Annotated in this window: 13 protein-coding genes; 10 read left to right on the top strand and 3 right to left on the bottom strand. The window is 66.1% G+C overall.

Features of this window, described 5'->3' with window-relative positions; translation table 11 throughout:
• Window positions 1-18 precede the first annotated feature (18 nt).
• From rho to QME84_04970, 6 genes are all read left to right on the top strand, one after another.
• Window positions 19-1,272 (top strand): transcription termination factor Rho, encoded by a 1,254-nt coding sequence (gene rho, locus QME84_04945; protein ID MDI6873612.1) that lies wholly within the window; start codon window positions 19-21, stop codon window positions 1,270-1,272.
• 270 nt (window positions 1,273-1,542) lie between these two features.
• Window positions 1,543-1,785 (top strand): 50S ribosomal protein L31, encoded by a 243-nt coding sequence (rpmE, locus tag QME84_04950; GenBank protein MDI6873613.1) that lies wholly within the window; start codon window positions 1,543-1,545, stop codon window positions 1,783-1,785.
• A gap of 129 nt (window positions 1,786-1,914) precedes the next feature.
• Window positions 1,915-2,781: a DUF1385 domain-containing protein gene (locus tag QME84_04955; GenBank protein MDI6873614.1), complete on the top strand. Its 867-nt coding sequence runs from the start codon at window positions 1,915-1,917 to the stop codon at window positions 2,779-2,781.
• The gene (gene prfA, locus QME84_04960) at window positions 2,759-3,841 is read left to right on the top strand and encodes a peptide chain release factor 1 (GenBank protein ID MDI6873615.1); all 1,083 of its coding nucleotides are present in this window, start codon (window positions 2,759-2,761) and stop codon (window positions 3,839-3,841) included. The genes QME84_04955 and prfA overlap by 23 nt, the downstream gene beginning before the upstream one ends.
• Window positions 3,834-4,754, top strand: coding sequence for a peptide chain release factor N(5)-glutamine methyltransferase (gene prmC, locus QME84_04965; GenBank protein MDI6873616.1), 921 nt, complete (start codon window positions 3,834-3,836; stop codon window positions 4,752-4,754). The genes prfA and prmC overlap by 8 nt, the downstream gene beginning before the upstream one ends.
• Before the next feature lie 63 nt (window positions 4,755-4,817).
• Window positions 4,818-5,879, top strand: coding sequence for a peptidoglycan DD-metalloendopeptidase family protein (locus QME84_04970; GenBank protein ID MDI6873617.1), 1,062 nt, complete (start codon window positions 4,818-4,820; stop codon window positions 5,877-5,879).
• Window positions 5,880-6,017: 138 nt separating this feature from the next.
• Here QME84_04970 and QME84_04975 read toward each other — a convergent pair whose 3' ends face one another.
• Both QME84_04975 and QME84_04980 read right to left on the bottom strand, forming a co-directional pair.
• A complete protein-coding gene (locus tag QME84_04975; GenBank protein MDI6873618.1) occupies window positions 6,018-7,100 on the bottom strand; it encodes a phosphotransacetylase family protein in 1,083 nt (360 codons plus the stop codon).
• A 5-nt stretch (window positions 7,101-7,105) separates the two neighbouring features.
• The gene (locus QME84_04980) at window positions 7,106-9,196 is read right to left on the bottom strand and encodes an acetate--CoA ligase family protein (GenBank protein ID MDI6873619.1); all 2,091 of its coding nucleotides are present in this window, start codon (window positions 9,194-9,196) and stop codon (window positions 7,106-7,108) included.
• Window positions 9,197-9,512: 316 nt separating this feature from the next.
• On the opposite strand from QME84_04980, the gene greA reads away from it, so the two are divergent.
• The 3 genes from greA (at window position 9,513) to QME84_04995 (ending at window position 14,335) form a co-directional block, all read left to right on the top strand.
• Complete coding sequence (gene greA / locus QME84_04985; protein ID MDI6873620.1) at window positions 9,513-10,034, top strand: transcription elongation factor GreA; 522 nt, start codon at window positions 9,513-9,515, stop codon at window positions 10,032-10,034.
• Between the two features lie 14 nt (window positions 10,035-10,048).
• Entirely contained in the window at window positions 10,049-11,557 is a 1,509-nt protein-coding gene (gene lysS, locus QME84_04990; protein MDI6873621.1) for a lysine--tRNA ligase, read from the top strand.
• 303 nt (window positions 11,558-11,860) lie between these two features.
• Window positions 11,861-14,335, top strand: a complete 2,475-nt coding sequence (locus tag QME84_04995) for an ATP-dependent Clp protease ATP-binding subunit (GenBank protein MDI6873622.1) — start codon at window positions 11,861-11,863, stop codon at window positions 14,333-14,335.
• Window positions 14,336-14,504: 169 nt separating this feature from the next.
• On the opposite strand, the gene QME84_05000 is transcribed toward QME84_04995, so the two are convergent.
• Window positions 14,505-14,870 (bottom strand): hypothetical protein, encoded by a 366-nt coding sequence (locus QME84_05000; GenBank protein MDI6873623.1) that lies wholly within the window; start codon window positions 14,868-14,870, stop codon window positions 14,505-14,507.
• A 128-nt stretch (window positions 14,871-14,998) separates the two neighbouring features.
• On the opposite strand from QME84_05000, the gene radA reads away from it, so the two are divergent.
• Window positions 14,999-16,360, top strand: coding sequence for a DNA repair protein RadA (gene radA, locus QME84_05005; protein MDI6873624.1), 1,362 nt, complete (start codon window positions 14,999-15,001; stop codon window positions 16,358-16,360).
• Window positions 16,361-16,366 lie beyond the last annotated feature (6 nt).

Below are 16,366 nucleotides of genomic sequence, written 5' to 3' on the forward strand. Positions count from 1 at the left end.
GAGAAAGTGGAACAGACTCTGGACAGGGCCAAGCTGGAGTCCATGCTCCTGGTGGACCTGCAGAGCATGGCCCGGGAGATGGGCATGACCGGCATCACCGGCATGCGCAAGCAGGAGCTCATCGAGAGCATCCTGAGCCGCCGGGTGGAGGAGGAAGGCCTTTTCATCCGCACCGGGATCCTGGATATCCTTCCCGAGGGATACGGGTTCCTGCGCACCAGGGGCTACCTGCCCAGCGAGGATGACATTTACGTGTCCCTCTCACAGATCAGGCGCTTCCATCTCAAGAGGGGCGACGAGATCCAGGGGCAGGTGAGACCGCCCAAGGACAGCGAGAAATACAATGCCCTCCTGCGCATTGAGAAGGTCAACGGGGACAACCCGGAGGTCTGCCGGGAGCGCAAGCAATTCGAGCAATTGACGCCGCTCTTCCCCCTGGAGAGGCTCCGCCTGGAGACCCCCAACGGGGAGGTGGCGCCGCGCATCATCGACCTCATCGCGCCCATCGGCAAGGGCCAGAGAGGGCTCATCGTGTCACCTCCCAAGGCGGGCAAGACCACCATACTCAAGCAGATCGCCAACAGCATCACCCACAACAATCCCGAGGTGAAGCTGATCGTGCTCCTGGTGGACGAGCGCCCCGAGGAGGTCACGGACATGGAGCGCTCGGTGAAGGGGGAGGTCATAAGCTCCACCTTCGACCAGCCCTCCGACAACCATATCCAGGTGGCGGAGCTGGTGCTGGAGAGGGCCAAGCGCCTGGTGGAACACAACCACGACGTGGTCATCCTCCTGGACAGCATCACCCGCCTGGCCAGGGCTTACAACCTGGCCACGCCCACCAGCGGAAGAATACTCTCCGGAGGCGTGGACTCCACGGCCCTCTACCCGCCCAAGCGGTTCTTTGGGGCGGCGCGCAACATCGAGGACGGAGGCAGCCTGACCATCATCGCCACCGCCCTGGTGGAGACCGGTTCCCGCATGGACGAGGTCATCTTCGAGGAATTCAAGGGCACCGGCAACATGGAGCTGCACCTGGACCGCAAGCTGGCCGACAAGCGCATCTTCCCGGCCATCGAGATCGACAAATCAGGGACCCGCAAGGAAGAGCTGATCATGGAGCCGGAAGAAGCCCAGGTGGTCTGGAAACTCCGCCGCGTCCTGCATGCCCTGGACCCCAGCGCGGCCATAGAGCTGCTCATCGACAAGATACGCAGCACCAGGAACAACCAGGAGTTCCTGAACGAGATAGCCAGGTCGCCCATCTCCTGAGGCCCGGAAGAAGAGGAGGCAGGGTCCCCTCCGGCCCTTCCCCGTCCGGGCCGACCCCGGATCTTCCCCGAGGGGAAGACAGGCGCAGACCGCGAAGAGATGGTGAAGGGGCGTTTTTACGTCCCTTTCCGGGGAGGGAGGGGCGGCGCAATCCCGCACGGCGGAACCGGCCGCCGGGGCGAACTTGGGCGGACCCGCCCCCGCTGTTCAAGGACGGCGGGCGTTGCTATACTTTATGGGTCGTGGAATAAAAGAGGGAGGACGCGTAGGATGAAGAAGGGAATACATCCCGATTACGTGGAGGCCACGGTCACCTGTTCCTGCGGGAACACTTTCAAGACCCGCTCCACCAAGCCCGTTCTGCGGGTGGAGATATGTTCCCAGTGCCATCCCTTCTATTCCGGCAGGCAGAAGCTGGTAGACACCGGGGGGCGCGTGGAACGCTTCGAGCGGCGCTACGGGAAGGCGAGGCCGCAGCGGAAGAAGAAGGGAGCGGATAAGGCGGAGGGATGACCCTTTCCCCCTCCGCCTCCCTACCCCGTTGAGATGAAGGAAAACCCCGCCGTACCTCCCCGTGCCGCGCGGCGGTCCAGGGAGGTCGAGACCGCACGCATCGGGGGCCAGGCCCTTATCGAGGGCGTGATGTTCCGGGGAAGCCGCCATTGGTCGCTCGCCGTGCGCCGGCCGGACGGGTCCATCCATTCCCAGGTGGAACCGCTGCGTTCCTTTCTGGTGCGCCACCCCTCCTGGGACCGGCCCTTCCTGAGGGGTTTCTTCATCCTCGGCGAGAGCCTGGTCCTGGGGTGGAAAGCCCTCTCCCTCTCCGCGGAGCTGGCCCTGGAGGGAGACGGGGAGGGCGACGGGGGCCTGGGCGCGCTGCAGAAGGCGGCCTCCTTCCTCCTGGCCCTGGCCCTGGCGGTGGGGATATTCATCGCCCTTCCCACCTGGCTGGCGCCCCGCATCCTGGGCCCGGGCACCCCGGTTTGGGCCTGGAACCTCCTGGAAGGCGGGATGCGCGTGGCCTTCTTCGTGCTCTACCTCCTCCTGGTATCTCTTTCCAGGGACATGCGCCGCGTCTTCCAGTACCACGGCGCCGAGCACCAGTCCATCCACCTCCTGGAGCACGGTTATCCCCTGAAACCAGAGTTCGCCCTCCACGAGGGCACCGACCACCTGCGCTGCGGGACCTCCTTTGTGTTGCTGGTGCTGGTGCTCACCGTGGTGGTCTATTCCCTCCTGGGCCGGCCCGCCCTGTGGATACGCGTGCTGGAGAGGGTGGCGGTCATCCCGCTGGTGGCCGGGATCTCCTATGAGATAATGAGATATGCGGGGGAAAACCGCTCGCCGTGGCTCGCCCCCCTGGTGGCTCCCGGCCTGGCCCTGCAGAGGCTGACCACCCGGCGCCCGGGGCGGGACCAGGCGGAGGTGGCCCTCGCCGCACTGAGGGCGCTCCTGGAGAGGGAGAGGGATTCGGAAGGGGAGATCCATGACCTTCCTGGAGAGGCTTGAGGACCTGGAGAGGACCTACCAAGAACTGGAAGAACAGCTCACGCGGCCCGAGGTCTACCGCGACCGGCGGCGGTACGCGGAGCTGGCGCGCAGCCACGCCGAGCTCTCCGAGGTGGTCTCCCTCCTGCGGGAGTACCGCCGCTGCTTGCAGGAAGCCGCGGAGGCCCGCGAGCTTCTGAGGGAGGAAAAGGAACCCGAGATGCAGGAGTTCCTGCGCGATTCCCTGAGGGAGGCGGAAGGGCGCGCCGGGGAGCTGGAGGAAAGGATAAAGCTCCTGCTCCTCCCCGGGGACCCGCGGGACCGCAAGGACGTCATCATGGAGATCCGCGCCGGGGCGGGAGGCGAGGAGGCCGGCCTGTTCGCCGGCGATCTCTACCGCATGTACACCCGCTATGCCGAACGCCGTGGCTGGAAGACGGAACCACTTTCCTCCAGCCCCTCGGAACTGGGGGGCTTCAAGGAGGTCATCTTCTCGGTGCGCGGGGAGGGGGCCTACAGCCGGCTGAAGTTCGAGTCCGGCGTGCACCGCGTGCAGCGCATCCCGGTCACCGAGTCCGGGGGGCGCATCCACACCTCCACGGCCACCGTGGCCGTGCTCCCGGAGGCGGAGGAGGTGGAGGTGGAGATAGACCCCGCCGATCTGCGCATCGACGTCTTCCGCTCCACCGGCCCCGGGGGGCAGTCGGTTAACACCACCGATTCCGCGGTGCGCATCACCCACCTGCCCACTGGCGTGGTGGTCACCTGCCAGGACGAGAAGAGCCAGCTGCAGAACCGCGAGAAGGCCATGCGCATCCTTCGCGCCCGCCTGCTGCGCATGGAGCAGGAGAGGCAGCGGCGGGAGCAGGCTGAGGAGCGCCGTTCCCAGGTGGGCACCGGGGACCGCTCGGAGCGCATCCGCACTTACAATTTTCCCCAGGGCAGGGTTACCGACCATCGCATCGGGATGACCCTCTACCGCCTGGAGGAGGTGCTGGACGGGGACCTGGACGAGCTGATCGAGGCCCTGGCCGCCGCCGACCGGGCGGAGAAGCTGGCGGAGATGGGGAGCGGTGAATGAGGAGTCGAGGGACGGAAGGGCGGAAACCCGCCCGGTGACGGAGATCCCCGCGCTGCTATCCTGGGCCGCGCGCTTCCTGGAGCGCCGCGGTGTGTCCAAGCCCCGCCTGAACGCGGAGAGGCTCCTTTCCTACTGCACGGGCCGTACGCGCGTGGAGCTCTACGCCTACCCGGAGAGGCCGCTGCAACGGGAGGAGATGCGGGCCTTCATGCGCGCCGTGGTGCGCAGGTCCCGGCGCGAGCCCCTGCAGTACATCACCGGGACGGCGGTCTTCCGCTACCTGGAGCTGGCCGTGGACGCGAGGGTCCTCATCCCCCGCCCGGAGACGGAGATGGTGGTGGAGAGGGCCTTGGTCCTCCTTCGGGAGAGAGGCGGGCATCCCGTGGTGGTGGACGTAGGGACGGGAAGCGGGTGCATCGCCCTTTCCCTGGCCCGGGAGTGTCCGGCCGCCGTGGTCCATGCCACCGACGTCGACCCTCGGGCCCTTTCCGTGGCCCGCGAAAACGCCTGCCGCCTGGGGATGGATGGAGTGGTGCGGTTTCACCTGGGGGACTGCCTCTCAGCCCTCCCCGATACCCTGAGGGGGGCACTGGACCTCGTGGTGAGCAACCCGCCCTACGTCCGGGAGGAGGATCTGGAGGCCCTGCCCCCGGAGGTCAGGGAGCACGAACCGCGTTCCGCCCTGGTGGCCGGGCCCCGGGGGACGGAGGTGCACGAAAAGCTCCTCGGCGAGGCGACCTATTGGCTGGCCCCCGGGGGGTGGCTCCTCATGGAGGGCGGCGAGGACCAGGTGGGAGACCTGGCCGGACTGGCCAGAGATATGGGCTATGTGGCGGTGAGGGTGCACGAGGATCTCAACGGACGCCCGCGCATGGTGGAGGCTCGTTTGACCCCGCGGAAGACCTTTACCTAAAATATTAAGGTCCCGGGAGGAAAAACCCCGGAAGTGGAAGAAAAGGATAATGGAGGTGAGGCCTTGAGTGCAGGAAGGCGTGTTGGAAGAATGATCCAGCGCCTGTCCATGACCTTACTTCTCCCCTGCCTCCTCGCCTGCTGGTCGCTTAATACCGCCGCCGCCGATACCATCAGCGAGAAGAAAGAGCAGGCCAAGGCGGTGGAAAGGCAGCTCAACGCCCTGCAGGCGGAGTTGAACCGGCTGACCTCGGAGCTCAGCCAGACGCAGTCCAAGATAGCCTCCCTGGAATCCAAGATCCAGGCCAACCAGGCGCAGCTTTCGGCGGCCGAGGCCGAGCTGAAGCGCTGGAAGGAAATCCTTTCCAACCGCATGGTGGCCATGTACAAGGAGGGAAACGCCACCGCCCTCGACGTTCTACTGGAATGCGAGGATTTCGATACCTTCGTCCACTCCTACGATTTCATGTCCCGAATCGGCAGCCACGATGCTGGGGCCATCGCCGCCACCCGGTCCCTGTTGGCCGAGATCCGGGCGCGGCGGGCGGAACTGGAGGACGCCAAGGCGCAGTACCAGGTCTATTACCGTAACCTGCAGAACCAGCGCGCCTCCATCCAGAGTAAGCTCAACGAGCAGAAGGCCATCCTGGCCGGGCTGGACCGGGAGGTGGCCGCCCTGCTCAGCTCCCGGTACCGCGGAACGGGGGGAGGGGGCACGTACTGGAACGTAGGTCCGGTGAACGGCCTGTACTTCCCGGTGGCCGGCCCGCACAGCTACGTCAACGACTGGGGAGCTCCCCGCTCCGTGGGGCGCACCCACAAGGGGTGCGACATCATGGCCGCCTACGGAACGCCCTGCGTAGCCATAACCAGCGGGGTGGTGGAGCAGCGCCGGGGAGGCAACGCCGGCCTGTACATCGCCCTGCACGGCGACAACGGGCACCTATACTACTACATGCACCTGCAGGGCTTCGCCGCTTCCGGGCGAGTGGCCGCCGGCCAGGTCATCGGTTACGTGGGGGACACGGGCAACGCACGCGGGTGCCCCCACCTGCACTTCGAGTGGCATCCCAACCACGGGGGTCCGGTCAACCCCTACCCCCTGCTGGTGGCCATCGACCGCTGAGCCGCCCCTTGCCGCGGAGGATGCGCCCACGGCACGTTTTTCCATGTACTCGCGGTAACGAGGGCGGGAAAAGGTCATCACGCCGCGGGTCGCCTCAATCACCGAAAAGCGTAAAACTTGCGCGGCAGAGTCGTGCCCTCAGGTAGTCGCTCCGCCCGGCCTCAGCCCGGCCAGCGCGTAAAGGCGCTCCAGGTCCACGTGTTCCCGGATGAGCTCGCGCAGCCTCTGCAGCTTGCTCTCCTCGTGGGTGCGGGCGCTGCGGATGATCATCTCCGCCCGCTCCGCGGTAGTGAAGGTGTCCGTCCCCACCAGGATGACCGGTATGCCCATCTCCTCGGCCTTGCCCAGGATGATGCTGGAGGGATACAGGTTCCCGGTGAGGATGAGGCAGCTGGCCCCCGCCTCCATGGCCGCGAGCTGGATGTCGCTTCGGTCGCCCCCGGTGACCACGCAGAAGTTGCGCCGCTTGCGGAACACAGAGAGGGCGTGTTCCTGGCTCATGGCGCCCACCACCAGGTCCTCCACCATCACCCCGCCGCATTCCTCGCCGCAGAGCATCTTCCCGTCAAGGAGCCTGGCCAGGTCGACCACGTTTATGGAGGCCAGCCGCCTCTCGTAGGGCAGCACGCCCAGGACCGGTATCCCGTGCCTTTCCAGGTAGGGCACCAGGAGCTCGTGTACGAAGCTGTCCCGGTTGGGGGGGACCATGTTGTAGACCACCCCGAGCAGGGCTTCCCCGAAGCGGTCACGCGCGAAGAGGACGTTGTCGGCCAGGTACGCGTCGTTGAAGCGCTCCACCAGGACCACTGGAGCCCGCAGGGCCGGCGCCAGTTCGAAAGCGGAGATTCCCAGCATCCTGCCCTGCAGGGAGGTGTAGGCGCCCTGCAGGAGCACCAGGTCCTTCCCCCTTTCCACGCGGGAAAGAGCCTCCCGTACCCGGGCCAGGAGGTCGCCGGCTCCGTCCTTGAGGGCCTTGTTGACCAGCTTGGGAGTGAGTACCACGGGGCAGATGTCGGAAAGGTCCTCCTCCAGCTCTAGGGTGCGCCGCATGAAGGCGGCGTCCTCGTCGGTAACCGTTCCCTCCTCCTGGTGGTAGCGATGTCCCAGGGGCTTGATGTATCCCACCCGGAGACCGTCCTCCCTGAAGCGCATCCCCAGCCCGATGCAGAGGGTGTGCAGGCCGGCGAGGCCCTGCTGCGAGGTCAGGTAGAGGTAAACCATCTCGCTCACTCCTTGAGTACTATCCTGGCGTCCGCGGCCAGGCAGCCCTTGCCTTCTTCCAGCACCCGCAGGGGGTTTATGTCCATCTCGGCGATCTCCGGGAAATCGAGGACCAGCTGGCTGATGCGCAGGATGCTCTCGACGACCGCGTCGATGTCCGCCGCCTTCTCTCCCCGGGCGCCCTTGAGCAGGCCATAGCTCTTGAGCTCGCGGAGCATCTCCGCCGCTTCCTCCTCGCTCACCGGCGCAAGGCGGAAGCTCACGTCCCCCAGGACCTCCACGTAGATACCCCCCAGGCCGATCATGAGAAGCGGCCCGAACTGGGCGTCCCGGCTCATGCCGACGATCAGCTCGCGGGAGGGAGGGAGCATCTCCTGGACCAGGACCCCCCAGATGGAGGCGGCGGGGACGAACTTGCGGGCCGCAGAGGTCACCGCCTCGTAGGCGTTGACCAGCTCGTCGGTGTCGCGGATTCCCACCACCACGCCTCCCACGTCGGTCTTGTGGAGGATGAGGGGGGAGGCTATCTTGACCACCACCGGGTAGCCGATTTCCCTGGCCGCGCGGATGCACTCCTCCAGGTTGGTGGCCAGGCGGGTTCGGGCTACCGGCAGCCCGTAGGCGTTCAGCACCTCCCTGGCTTCCACCTCCACCAGTTCCTTGCGGCCCTGGGCCAGGACGGAATCGAAGGTCTCGCGGACCTTCCCCCGGTCCACGTCGAAGCGCACCAGGGTCCGGCGGGGCCGGGCTAGGTAGTCGGTATATTCCCTCATGGCCCGGAGGGTCCTCACCGCCTCTTCCGGGAACCGGAAGTTGGGAATACCGGCCTCCCTGAGTATCTCCTCGGCCCGGGCGGACTCCTCTCCCCCCATGAACACGGCGAACACCGTTTTCTCCGCGCCGCGCGCCTCCTCCGCCACCACCCGCGCCGTCTCCTCCACCTCGGTCATGGCCTGGGGGGTGAGGATGACCAGGAGCGCGTCCACGCCGGGATCGGGAAGGACCCTGCTCACCGCCAGGCGGTAGCGTTCCGGTCCCGCGTCGCCGAGTACGTCCACGGGGTTGTAGACGCTGGCCGCCTCGGGAAGCCCCTCGCGCAGCGCCGTGGCCGTCTCCTCGGAGAGGGAGGCCAGCGCGAGGCCGCTGCGCTCCAGGGCGTCGGAGGCGATGATGCCCGGCCCGCCGGCGTTGGTGATCACCCCCACCCGGGGCCCCCGCGGGGGCGGCTGGGAGGAAAAGCCCCGACAGAGCATGAAGAGGTCCTCCACCGTTTCCGCGCGCAGGGCCCCGCACCTGCGGAAGGCGGCGTTGTAGGCCTTCTCCGAGCCGGCAAGGGTACCGGTGTGGGAGGACACGGCCCGCGCGCCCGCCTGGGTGACGCCGGCCTTGAGGACGATGACCGGCTTGCTCCGCCCCACGCGGGCGGCCACCTCTAGGAAGCGCTCCCCGTCCTTGACCCCCTCGAGGTAGGCGGCGATCACCGCCGTGTTGGTATCCCTTTCCAGTTCCTCGAGGACGTCGCTCTCGTCGACGTCCATCTTGTTCCCCAGGCTGATGAACCGCGAAAATCCCAGGTGGTTCTCCTCCGACCAGCCCAGGACGGCGGTGCACAGCGCGCCGGACTGGGACATGAAGGCCACGTTTCCCGGGAGGGGGGCGCGGGTGGCGAAGGTAGCGTTCAGGGGCGTGAAGGTGTCCGCCAGCCCCAGGCAGTTGGGTCCCAGCACGCGTATGCCGTGCCGGCGGGCCGTCTCGCGCAGCTCGATCTCCCGCCGGTAGCCCTCGCGCCCCGATTCCTTGAACCCCGCGGTGATGATCACCGCCGCCGCTACGCCGCGGGTCCCGCACTCCTCCACCACCTCGCGGACGGCAGGGGCGGGAACGATGATCACCGCCAGGTCCGGGGTCTCCGGCAGGTCGGAGACGCTCGCGTAGCAGGGAAGGCCGAGCACGGCTTCGTGGTTGGGGTTCACGGGGTATACCTTCCCGGTAAAGCCGGAGCGCAGGATGTTCTCCAGGACCACCCGTCCCACCTTGCCCGGCTTCTCCGAGGCCCCGACGACCGCCACCGCCCGGGGCCGGAAAAAGGCCTCCACTTGTCCCTCCCCCTCATCGCTGCTGACGGCTTCCCGGCTTCTTTTCCCCACCGCGAGGGAATGCCCGCTGCCTCGCCTCCGACGCGGTGGACCTTCATTATTATATCCGTGCCCGCCCGTTTTTCTCCGCTCGGCGACTGGATGGTAATAAATGGTATTTGATGCCCCTCCTGCCCGGAGGGCTCTTGCAGTGACCGTGGACGATCTCCAGGCTCGATCCGGGAATCACGACCTCTCTTTTGACTGCCATCCGGGGCTGTCCTATAATAACATTCCGTTATCCCAGTCGAACCGCCGCGATTGGAGATGAACAGCCATGCAGGACGATTTCCGGCCCAGCGTGCCGGGCGATTACCGTGAGGAGAAGGAGGGCGACATAGTCCTCACCGAGGAAGGCCTGAAGAGGCTGCAGGAGGAGCTGGACTACCTGAAGAACGTCAAGCGCTGGGAAGTCGCCAAGCGCCTCGAGCAGGCCAGGTCCTTCGGGGACATCATGGAGAATTCAGAGTACGAGGACGCCAAGCACGAACAGGCCTTCGTCCAGGGCCGCATAGTGGAGATCGAGCGCATCCTGGACAACGCGCGCATCATAAGGGAGGAGGAGATAGACCTCAGCGAGGTGGCCCTGGGCTCCACGGTGTACCTGGAGGACGTGGGAAGGGGCGAGGAATTGAAGTTCCGCCTGGTGAGCGCCGCCGAGGCCCGAGGCGGGCGGGACTGCCTCTCCGACCAGTCGCCGGTGGGCAGGGCCATCCTGGGACGCAAGGCGGGGGAGGTGGTGGATGTACAGGTCCCCTCGGGAGTCATCCAGTACCGCATCCTGCGCATCGAGAGATGACCGGGTCTAACGAGATGAATCCTCCAGATGACCTCTCGATTCCAACCGCATTCCTCCACGAGAGCGAACAGGTCATAAGGCGCCTGCAGAAGCTGGAGGTATGGAGAGCCAGGGGCATAGAACCCTATGCCTGGAGGTACCCCCGCCGGGACACCACCGCCGCGCTCCGCGATAAGTTCCAGCACCTGGAAAACGGCCAGGATAGCGGATACCGGGCTTCCCTGGCCGGTAGGCTGATGGCCGTACGCCGCCACGGCAAGGCGTCCTTCGCGGACCTGGAGGACGGGTGGGGCAGGCTCCAGCTCATGGCCGCCGTGGATTCCCTAGGCGGAAAAGGTTACGATCTTTTCCAGGAACTGGATATCGGTGACTGGATCGGGGTGGAAGGTACGGTCTTCCGCTCGCGCCGCGGCGAGCTCACGGTGAGGGTGGAGGAGTTCCGGCTACTTTCCAAGAGCCTCCGGCCCCTGCCGGAGAAGTGGCACGGCCTGAAGGACGTGGAGCTGCGTTACCGGCAGAGGTACCTGGATCTCCTGGTGAACCCGGAGGTGAAGCGCAAACTGCTGGTCCGAGTCAGGACCATCAGGGAGATACGCCGTTTCCTGGACGACAGGGATTTCCTGGAAGTCGAAACCCCCATGCTGCACCTGATACCCGGCGGGGCCGCCGCCCGTCCCTTCGTGACCTATCACCACGCCCTCGGGGAGGAGCTTTACCTGCGCATAGCCCCGGAGCTTTACCTGAAGCGGTGCCTGGTGGGAGGCCTGGAGAAGGTCTACGAGATCAACCGCAACTTCCGCAACGAGGGCATCTCCTACAAGCATAACCCGGAATTCACCATGCTCGAGTTCTACTGGGCCTTCGTGGACTACCTGGACCTGGCCGCCTTCCTGGAGGAGATGCTCTCCGAGGTGGTGGGCAGTGTCATGGGCACCCTGAAGTTCTCCTACCAGGGGCGGGAGGTCGACTTTACCCCGCCCTGGAGGAGGGTGACCCTCCTGGAGGCGGTCTCCGAGGCCCTGGGGGAGAGGGTGGACTCCTCCACCCCGGTGGAGAGATGGAAGGAGTTGGCAGGGCGCCACTCCGTTCCCCTCGAGGAGGGGTGGGGTCCAGGCAAGGTGGCCACCGAGCTCTTCGAGAAGCTGGTAGAGCCCGACCTCTGGGAGCCGACCCTGGTCATGGATTACCCCCGCGAGGTCTCCCCGCTGGCCCGCGCCCACCGCTCCGACCCCTTCCTTACCGAGAGGTTCGAGCTCATCGCCGCCGGGAGGGAGATCGCCAACGCCTTCTCGGAACTCATCGACCCCCTCGATCAGAGGGAGCGCTTCGAGGAGCAGGCCAGGCAGCGGGAGCGCGGCGACGAGGAGGCCCACCTGGTGGACTATGATTACCTGCGGGCCATGGAATACGGCATGCCGCCCGCCGGCGGCCTGGGATTGGGCATAGACAGGCTGGTCATGCTCCTCACCGATTCCCACTCCATCCGGGAGGTCATCCTCTTCCCCCACCTCCGCCCCGTGTGACCTCCATCATTACGATTGCGGCAGTCCCTACGGCCTGGTTCACATCCGCCGTTTACGCCGCCTCCGGCCCTCGGCCGCTTCGCTACTCTCCGGCGAAAAACCGTCCATCCGACCCTCCGGGCTTCCGCCTTCCGGGGGTCAAGGCGGCGGGATAAAGGGTCGATTCTTGAAGCGGAGAACGGTCTGTCGGCCGGTGCCCGGGGGAGGAAAGGACATGACGGATGCCATGGCGAACCGTCTTTGAAAAGGATATAAAAGGTGTGATAATTAAGTTGAACATGACCTGATTTGGAGGGATAAGAGGTGTTCCAGAGATTCTCGGACCGAGCAAGGCGGGTGGTGGTCCTGGCCCAGGAGGAAGCCCGCATGCTCAACCATAATTATATCGGCACGGAGCACCTGCTCCTGGGCCTGATACAGGAGGGCGAAGGGGTGGCCGCCAAGGCCCTGGAGTCCATGGGTATAAGCCTTGAGGCGGTCCGCAACCAGGTGGAGGAGATCATCGGGCGCGGCAGCACGGCGCCCACGGGACACATCCCCTTCACTCCCCGCGCCAAGAAGGTCCTCGAGCTTTCCCTGCGGGAGGCCCTGCAGCTGGGACACAACTACATCGGCACGGAACACATCCTGCTGGGCCTCATCCGGGAGGGCGAAGGGGTGGCCGCCCAGGTGCTCACCAAGCTGGGGGCCGATCTCGACCGGGTGCGCAACCAGGTGGTCCAGCTCCTGACCGGCGCTTCCGCCGCCTCGCGGGAGACCTCCCAGGTGGGAGAGCCCCCTCCCCAGGGCAACCTCCTGCTGGACCAGTTCGGCCGCAACCTCACCCAGCTGGCCATGCAGAACAAGCTGGATCCGGTCATCGGCCGGGAGAAGGAGATAGAGAGGGTCATGCAGGTCCTCTCCCGCCGCACCAAGAACAACCCCGTGCTCATCGGCGAGCCGGGAGTGGGCAAGACGGCGGTGGTGGAGGGGTTTGCCCAGAAGATAGTGAACAACGAAGTTCCACAGATCCTGGCGGGGAAGCAGCTATACACCCTGGACCTGGGGGCCCTGGTGGCCGGATCCCGCTACCGGGGCGATTTCGAGGAACGCCTCAAGAAGGTGGTCAAGGAGATACGCAGCCGCGGGGACATCATCCTCTTCATCGACGAGCTGCATAACCTGGTGGGCGCGGGCGCGGCGGAGGGGGCCATTGACGCCGCCTCCATCCTCAAGCCGGCCCTGGCCCGGGGCGAGCTCCAAACCATCGGGGCCACTACCCTGGACGAGTACCGCAAGCACCTGGAGAAGGACGCCGCCCTGGAGCGGCGCTTCCAGCCCATCCTGGTGGAGGAGCCCACCGTGGAGCAGACCATCGAGATCCTCAAGGGGCTCCGCGACCGCTACGAGGCCCACCACCGGGTGGCCATCACCGACGGCGCCCTGGTGGCGGCGGCCAGGCTGGCCAGCCGCTACATCACCGACCGCTTCCTACCGGACAAGGCCATAGACCTCATCGACGAGGCGGCCTCCCGGCTGCGCATCAAGGCCATGACCGCTCCCCCCGACTTCCGGGAGCTGGAGGAGAAGTTGCAGAAGGTGCGCCAGGAGAAACAGGCGGCTATAGCCGCCCAGGAGTTCGAGAAGGCGGCCAGCCTGCGGGACCGGGAGAAGGAAATCCTCAAGGAGATGGAGCAGCTGGAGGAGGACTGGAAGCTCCCCCTCGGCTCGCATCAGCTCCAGGTGACCGAGGACGATATCGCCGACATCCTCTCCTCCTGGACAGGGATACCGGTCAGCCAGCTCACCGAGGAGGAGAGCAGCAAGCTCCTGCGCATGGAGGAGGAGCTGCACAAGCGTATCGTGGGCCAGGACGAGGCGGTGAAGGCGGTCTCGCGCTCCATACGGAGGGCCAGGTCCGGCCTCAAGGACCCTAAGAGGCCCAGCGGTTCCTTCATCTTCCTGGGCCCCTCCGGGGTGGGGAAGACGGAGCTGGCGCGCGCCCTGGCCGAGTTCCTCTTCGGAGACGAGTCGGCCCTCATCCAGATCGACATGTCCGAGTACATGGAGAAGCACGCCGTGTCCCGCCTGGTGGGTTCGCCGCCGGGCTACGTGGGCTACGAGGAGGGCGGGCAGCTTACGGAGGCGGTGCGGCGCAAGCCCTTCAGCGTGGTGCTCCTGGACGAGATCGAGAAGGCCCACCCGGATGCCTTTAACATGCTCCTCCAGATACTGGAGGACGGGCGCCTGACCGATTCCCAGGGGCACAAGGTGGACTTCCGCAACACCATCGTCATCATGACCTCCAACCTGGGGGCCAGGGATATCAGCAAGGGCACCTCCCTTGGCTTCACGGCCAGGAAGGACGAGGGGCTGGACTACGAGAAGATGAAGGAGCGTGTGCTCTCGGAGCTCAAGAGGACCTTCCGTCCCGAGCTGCTCAACCGCATCGACGACGTGATCGTCTTCCACGAGCTCACCCACGAGCAGATCAAGCAGATCGTTGACCTGCTCATGAAGCGGGTCAAGGACCAGCTGGCGGAGCAGGAGATGGAGCTCATCCTCTCGGAGGATGCCAAGGAGGTCCTGGTCAAGGAGGGTTATGACCCCGTGTACGGGGCCAGGCCCCTGCGCCGGGCCATCCAGAAACTCATCGAGGACCCGCTCTCGGAGAAGATACTGGCCAAGGAGTTCCAGCCCGGCTCCACCATCCTGGTGGCGGCGGACGAGGAGGGCCGGATAACCTTCGAGAAGGTGCAGGCGCCGGAGAGCGGAGCGGATATCGTCCAGTTAACATGAGCAGAGGACACCGGGGCCGGATCCCGCGTATGTCATATACCTGTGCGGGGTCCGGCCCTTTCCCTTGCCGCGTTGCCGGCGGGGCGCATGACGGCGTCCTGCGGGGGGATTCGAAGGCCGACGCTACGTCCCGTTCCCTTCCGCTTTTCCGGTTACCGCAAGGGCGGGCTTAACCCAGTGCCAGGCACAGGAGGAGGAGCAGGAGGAAGGCCGCCAGCTCCACCGTGCCGGAGCGGGTTCCACTGTGGGTGAAGTGATAGAGGCTCAGGGCCAGGTAGACGAGGGAGACGAGAGCCAGCCAGCCCCTCGCTGCCAGGTGCGTCCGGCGCCATGAAGGCGAGGATTGCCGGCGGTGCGCCTCCCAGGCCAGGTAGGACAGGAGCATTACCCACAGGGAGAGCGCCATCTCCACCAGGCCCGACTTCCATCCCTCCGTGGCCAGGTGGTATGTCGCCACCCGCAGGTTGAAGAGGACGAAAACGGCCAGCAGGACGATGACCGCGGTTGTTTTTGCCTTCTTCCCTCTACCGCTCATGTCACCAATCCCATATCCGGGAGCACCAAGGAAAATTAAAGCAGAAAGCTTAGGCCCGTCTCCCGTTTTCTGACACTGGCGGCGTCTATAATCCGGTTGACGGCGGACGATGGAACGAGAAGCGGGACATGAAGGCGGGGAAAACGTTTTACGTTTGCTCGGAATGCGGGGAGAGCTCGGCACAGTGGCTGGGGCGCTGTCCCGCCTGCGGCAGCTTCGGGACCATGTTGAAGGAGAGCCCGGAACCTCGCGGACAACGTTCCACGCTTTCCGCGGCCAGGCCCCTGCGCATGGTGGAGCTGGGCGACGAGGCTCCCCGGCTGCGGGTGGGGATCCCGGAACTGGACCGGGTGCTCGGCGGAGGCGCGGTCCCAGGTTCCCTGGTGCTGCTGGGAGGCGAGCCCGGCATAGGCAAGTCCACCCTGCTGCTCCAGGCGGCGCATGCTTTGAGCGTGGGCGGCGCGAGGGTGCTTCTGGTCAGCGGCGAGGAGTCCGCCGCCCAGATCGCTTCCCGCGCCCGGCGCATCGGCTGCCTCCATCCGGACCTCTACCTCCTGTGCGAGACGGACCTGGGAAGGGTGGAGGAAGCCGTCTGGGAGCTGGAGCCCCGGGTGGTGGTCATGGATTCCCTCCAGACGGTGCGCTGCCCGGAGGTGGATTCCGCTCCGGGAGGCGTGAACCAGATGCGGGAGAGCGTCCTGCGCCTCCAGGTCCTGGCCAAGGAGAGCGGGGCCGCGGTTTTCCTGGTGGGACACGTGACCAAGGAAGGTCTTCTCGCCGGACCCCGCCTGGTGGAGCACATGGTGGACTGCGTCCTCTACTTCGAGGGGGAGCGTTTCGACTCCCTGCGAGTTCTGCGGGCGGTGAAGAACCGCTTCGGTTCCGTGAGCGAGGTGGGCATCTTCGAGATGACCGACGGCGGGCTCCGGGAAGTGGAGGACCCCTCCCGCCATTTCCTGGACCGGCGCTCCGAGCCGGTGTCCGGGACGGCGGCGGCGGTGGTCATGGAAGGCCGACGTCCCCTGGTGGTGGAGGTGCAGGCCCTGGTGGTGCCCTCCAGGCTTCCCACCCCCAAGAGGATCTCCACGGGTATCGACCACCGGCGGCTGGCCATCGACGTGGCGGTGCTGGAGAGAAAGGGCAGGATAAAACTGGAAGACCGTGACGTTTACGTTGGCATCTCGGGCGGCCTGCGCATCGTGGAACCGGCCCTGGACCTGGCGGTATGCGCTGCGGTAGCCTCCTCGCGCCGGGACAGGGCCCTGCCTCCGGGGACTGTGCTGGTGGGGGAGGTGAGCCTGACGGGCGAGGTACGGCCCGTATCCAGGATGGAGGAGAGGCTGCGGGAGGCCTCGCGCCTGGGTTTCTCCACCGCCATCCTTTCCGCCAGGTCGCAGCAGGGCGCCCGCCACCTCGATCTGGATATCGTGGAGGTGGACGACGTGAGGGAGGCCCTGACGCGCCTGGGGGTCTATGCAGCGGACCGTTGAACCGAC

The organism is Actinomycetota bacterium (assembly GCA_030019255.1).
Taxonomy (GTDB): Bacteria; Actinomycetota; Geothermincolia; order Geothermincolales; family RBG-13-55-18; genus Solincola_A.

Bases quoted from the DNA above. Each gene is read 5' to 3' on its own strand.
- rpmE (MDI6873613.1), top strand. From the start codon at position 1,543: ATGAAGAAGGGAATACATCCCGATTACGTGGAGGCCACGGTCACCTGT.
- QME84_04955 (MDI6873614.1), top strand. From the start codon at position 1,915: ATGTTCCGGGGAAGCCGCCATTGGTCGCTCGCCGTGCGCCGGCCGGAC.
- prfA (MDI6873615.1), top strand. From the start codon at position 2,759: ATGACCTTCCTGGAGAGGCTTGAGGACCTGGAGAGGACCTACCAAGAA.
- QME84_04975 (MDI6873618.1), bottom strand. From the start codon at position 7,100: ATGGTTTACCTCTACCTGACCTCGCAGCAGGGCCTCGCCGGCCTGCAC.
- greA (MDI6873620.1), top strand. From the start codon at position 9,513: ATGCAGGACGATTTCCGGCCCAGCGTGCCGGGCGATTACCGTGAGGAG.
- lysS (MDI6873621.1), top strand. From the start codon at position 10,049: ATGAATCCTCCAGATGACCTCTCGATTCCAACCGCATTCCTCCACGAG.
- QME84_05000 (MDI6873623.1), bottom strand. From the start codon at position 14,870: ATGAGCGGTAGAGGGAAGAAGGCAAAAACAACCGCGGTCATCGTCCTG.
- radA (MDI6873624.1), top strand. From the start codon at position 14,999: ATGAAGGCGGGGAAAACGTTTTACGTTTGCTCGGAATGCGGGGAGAGC.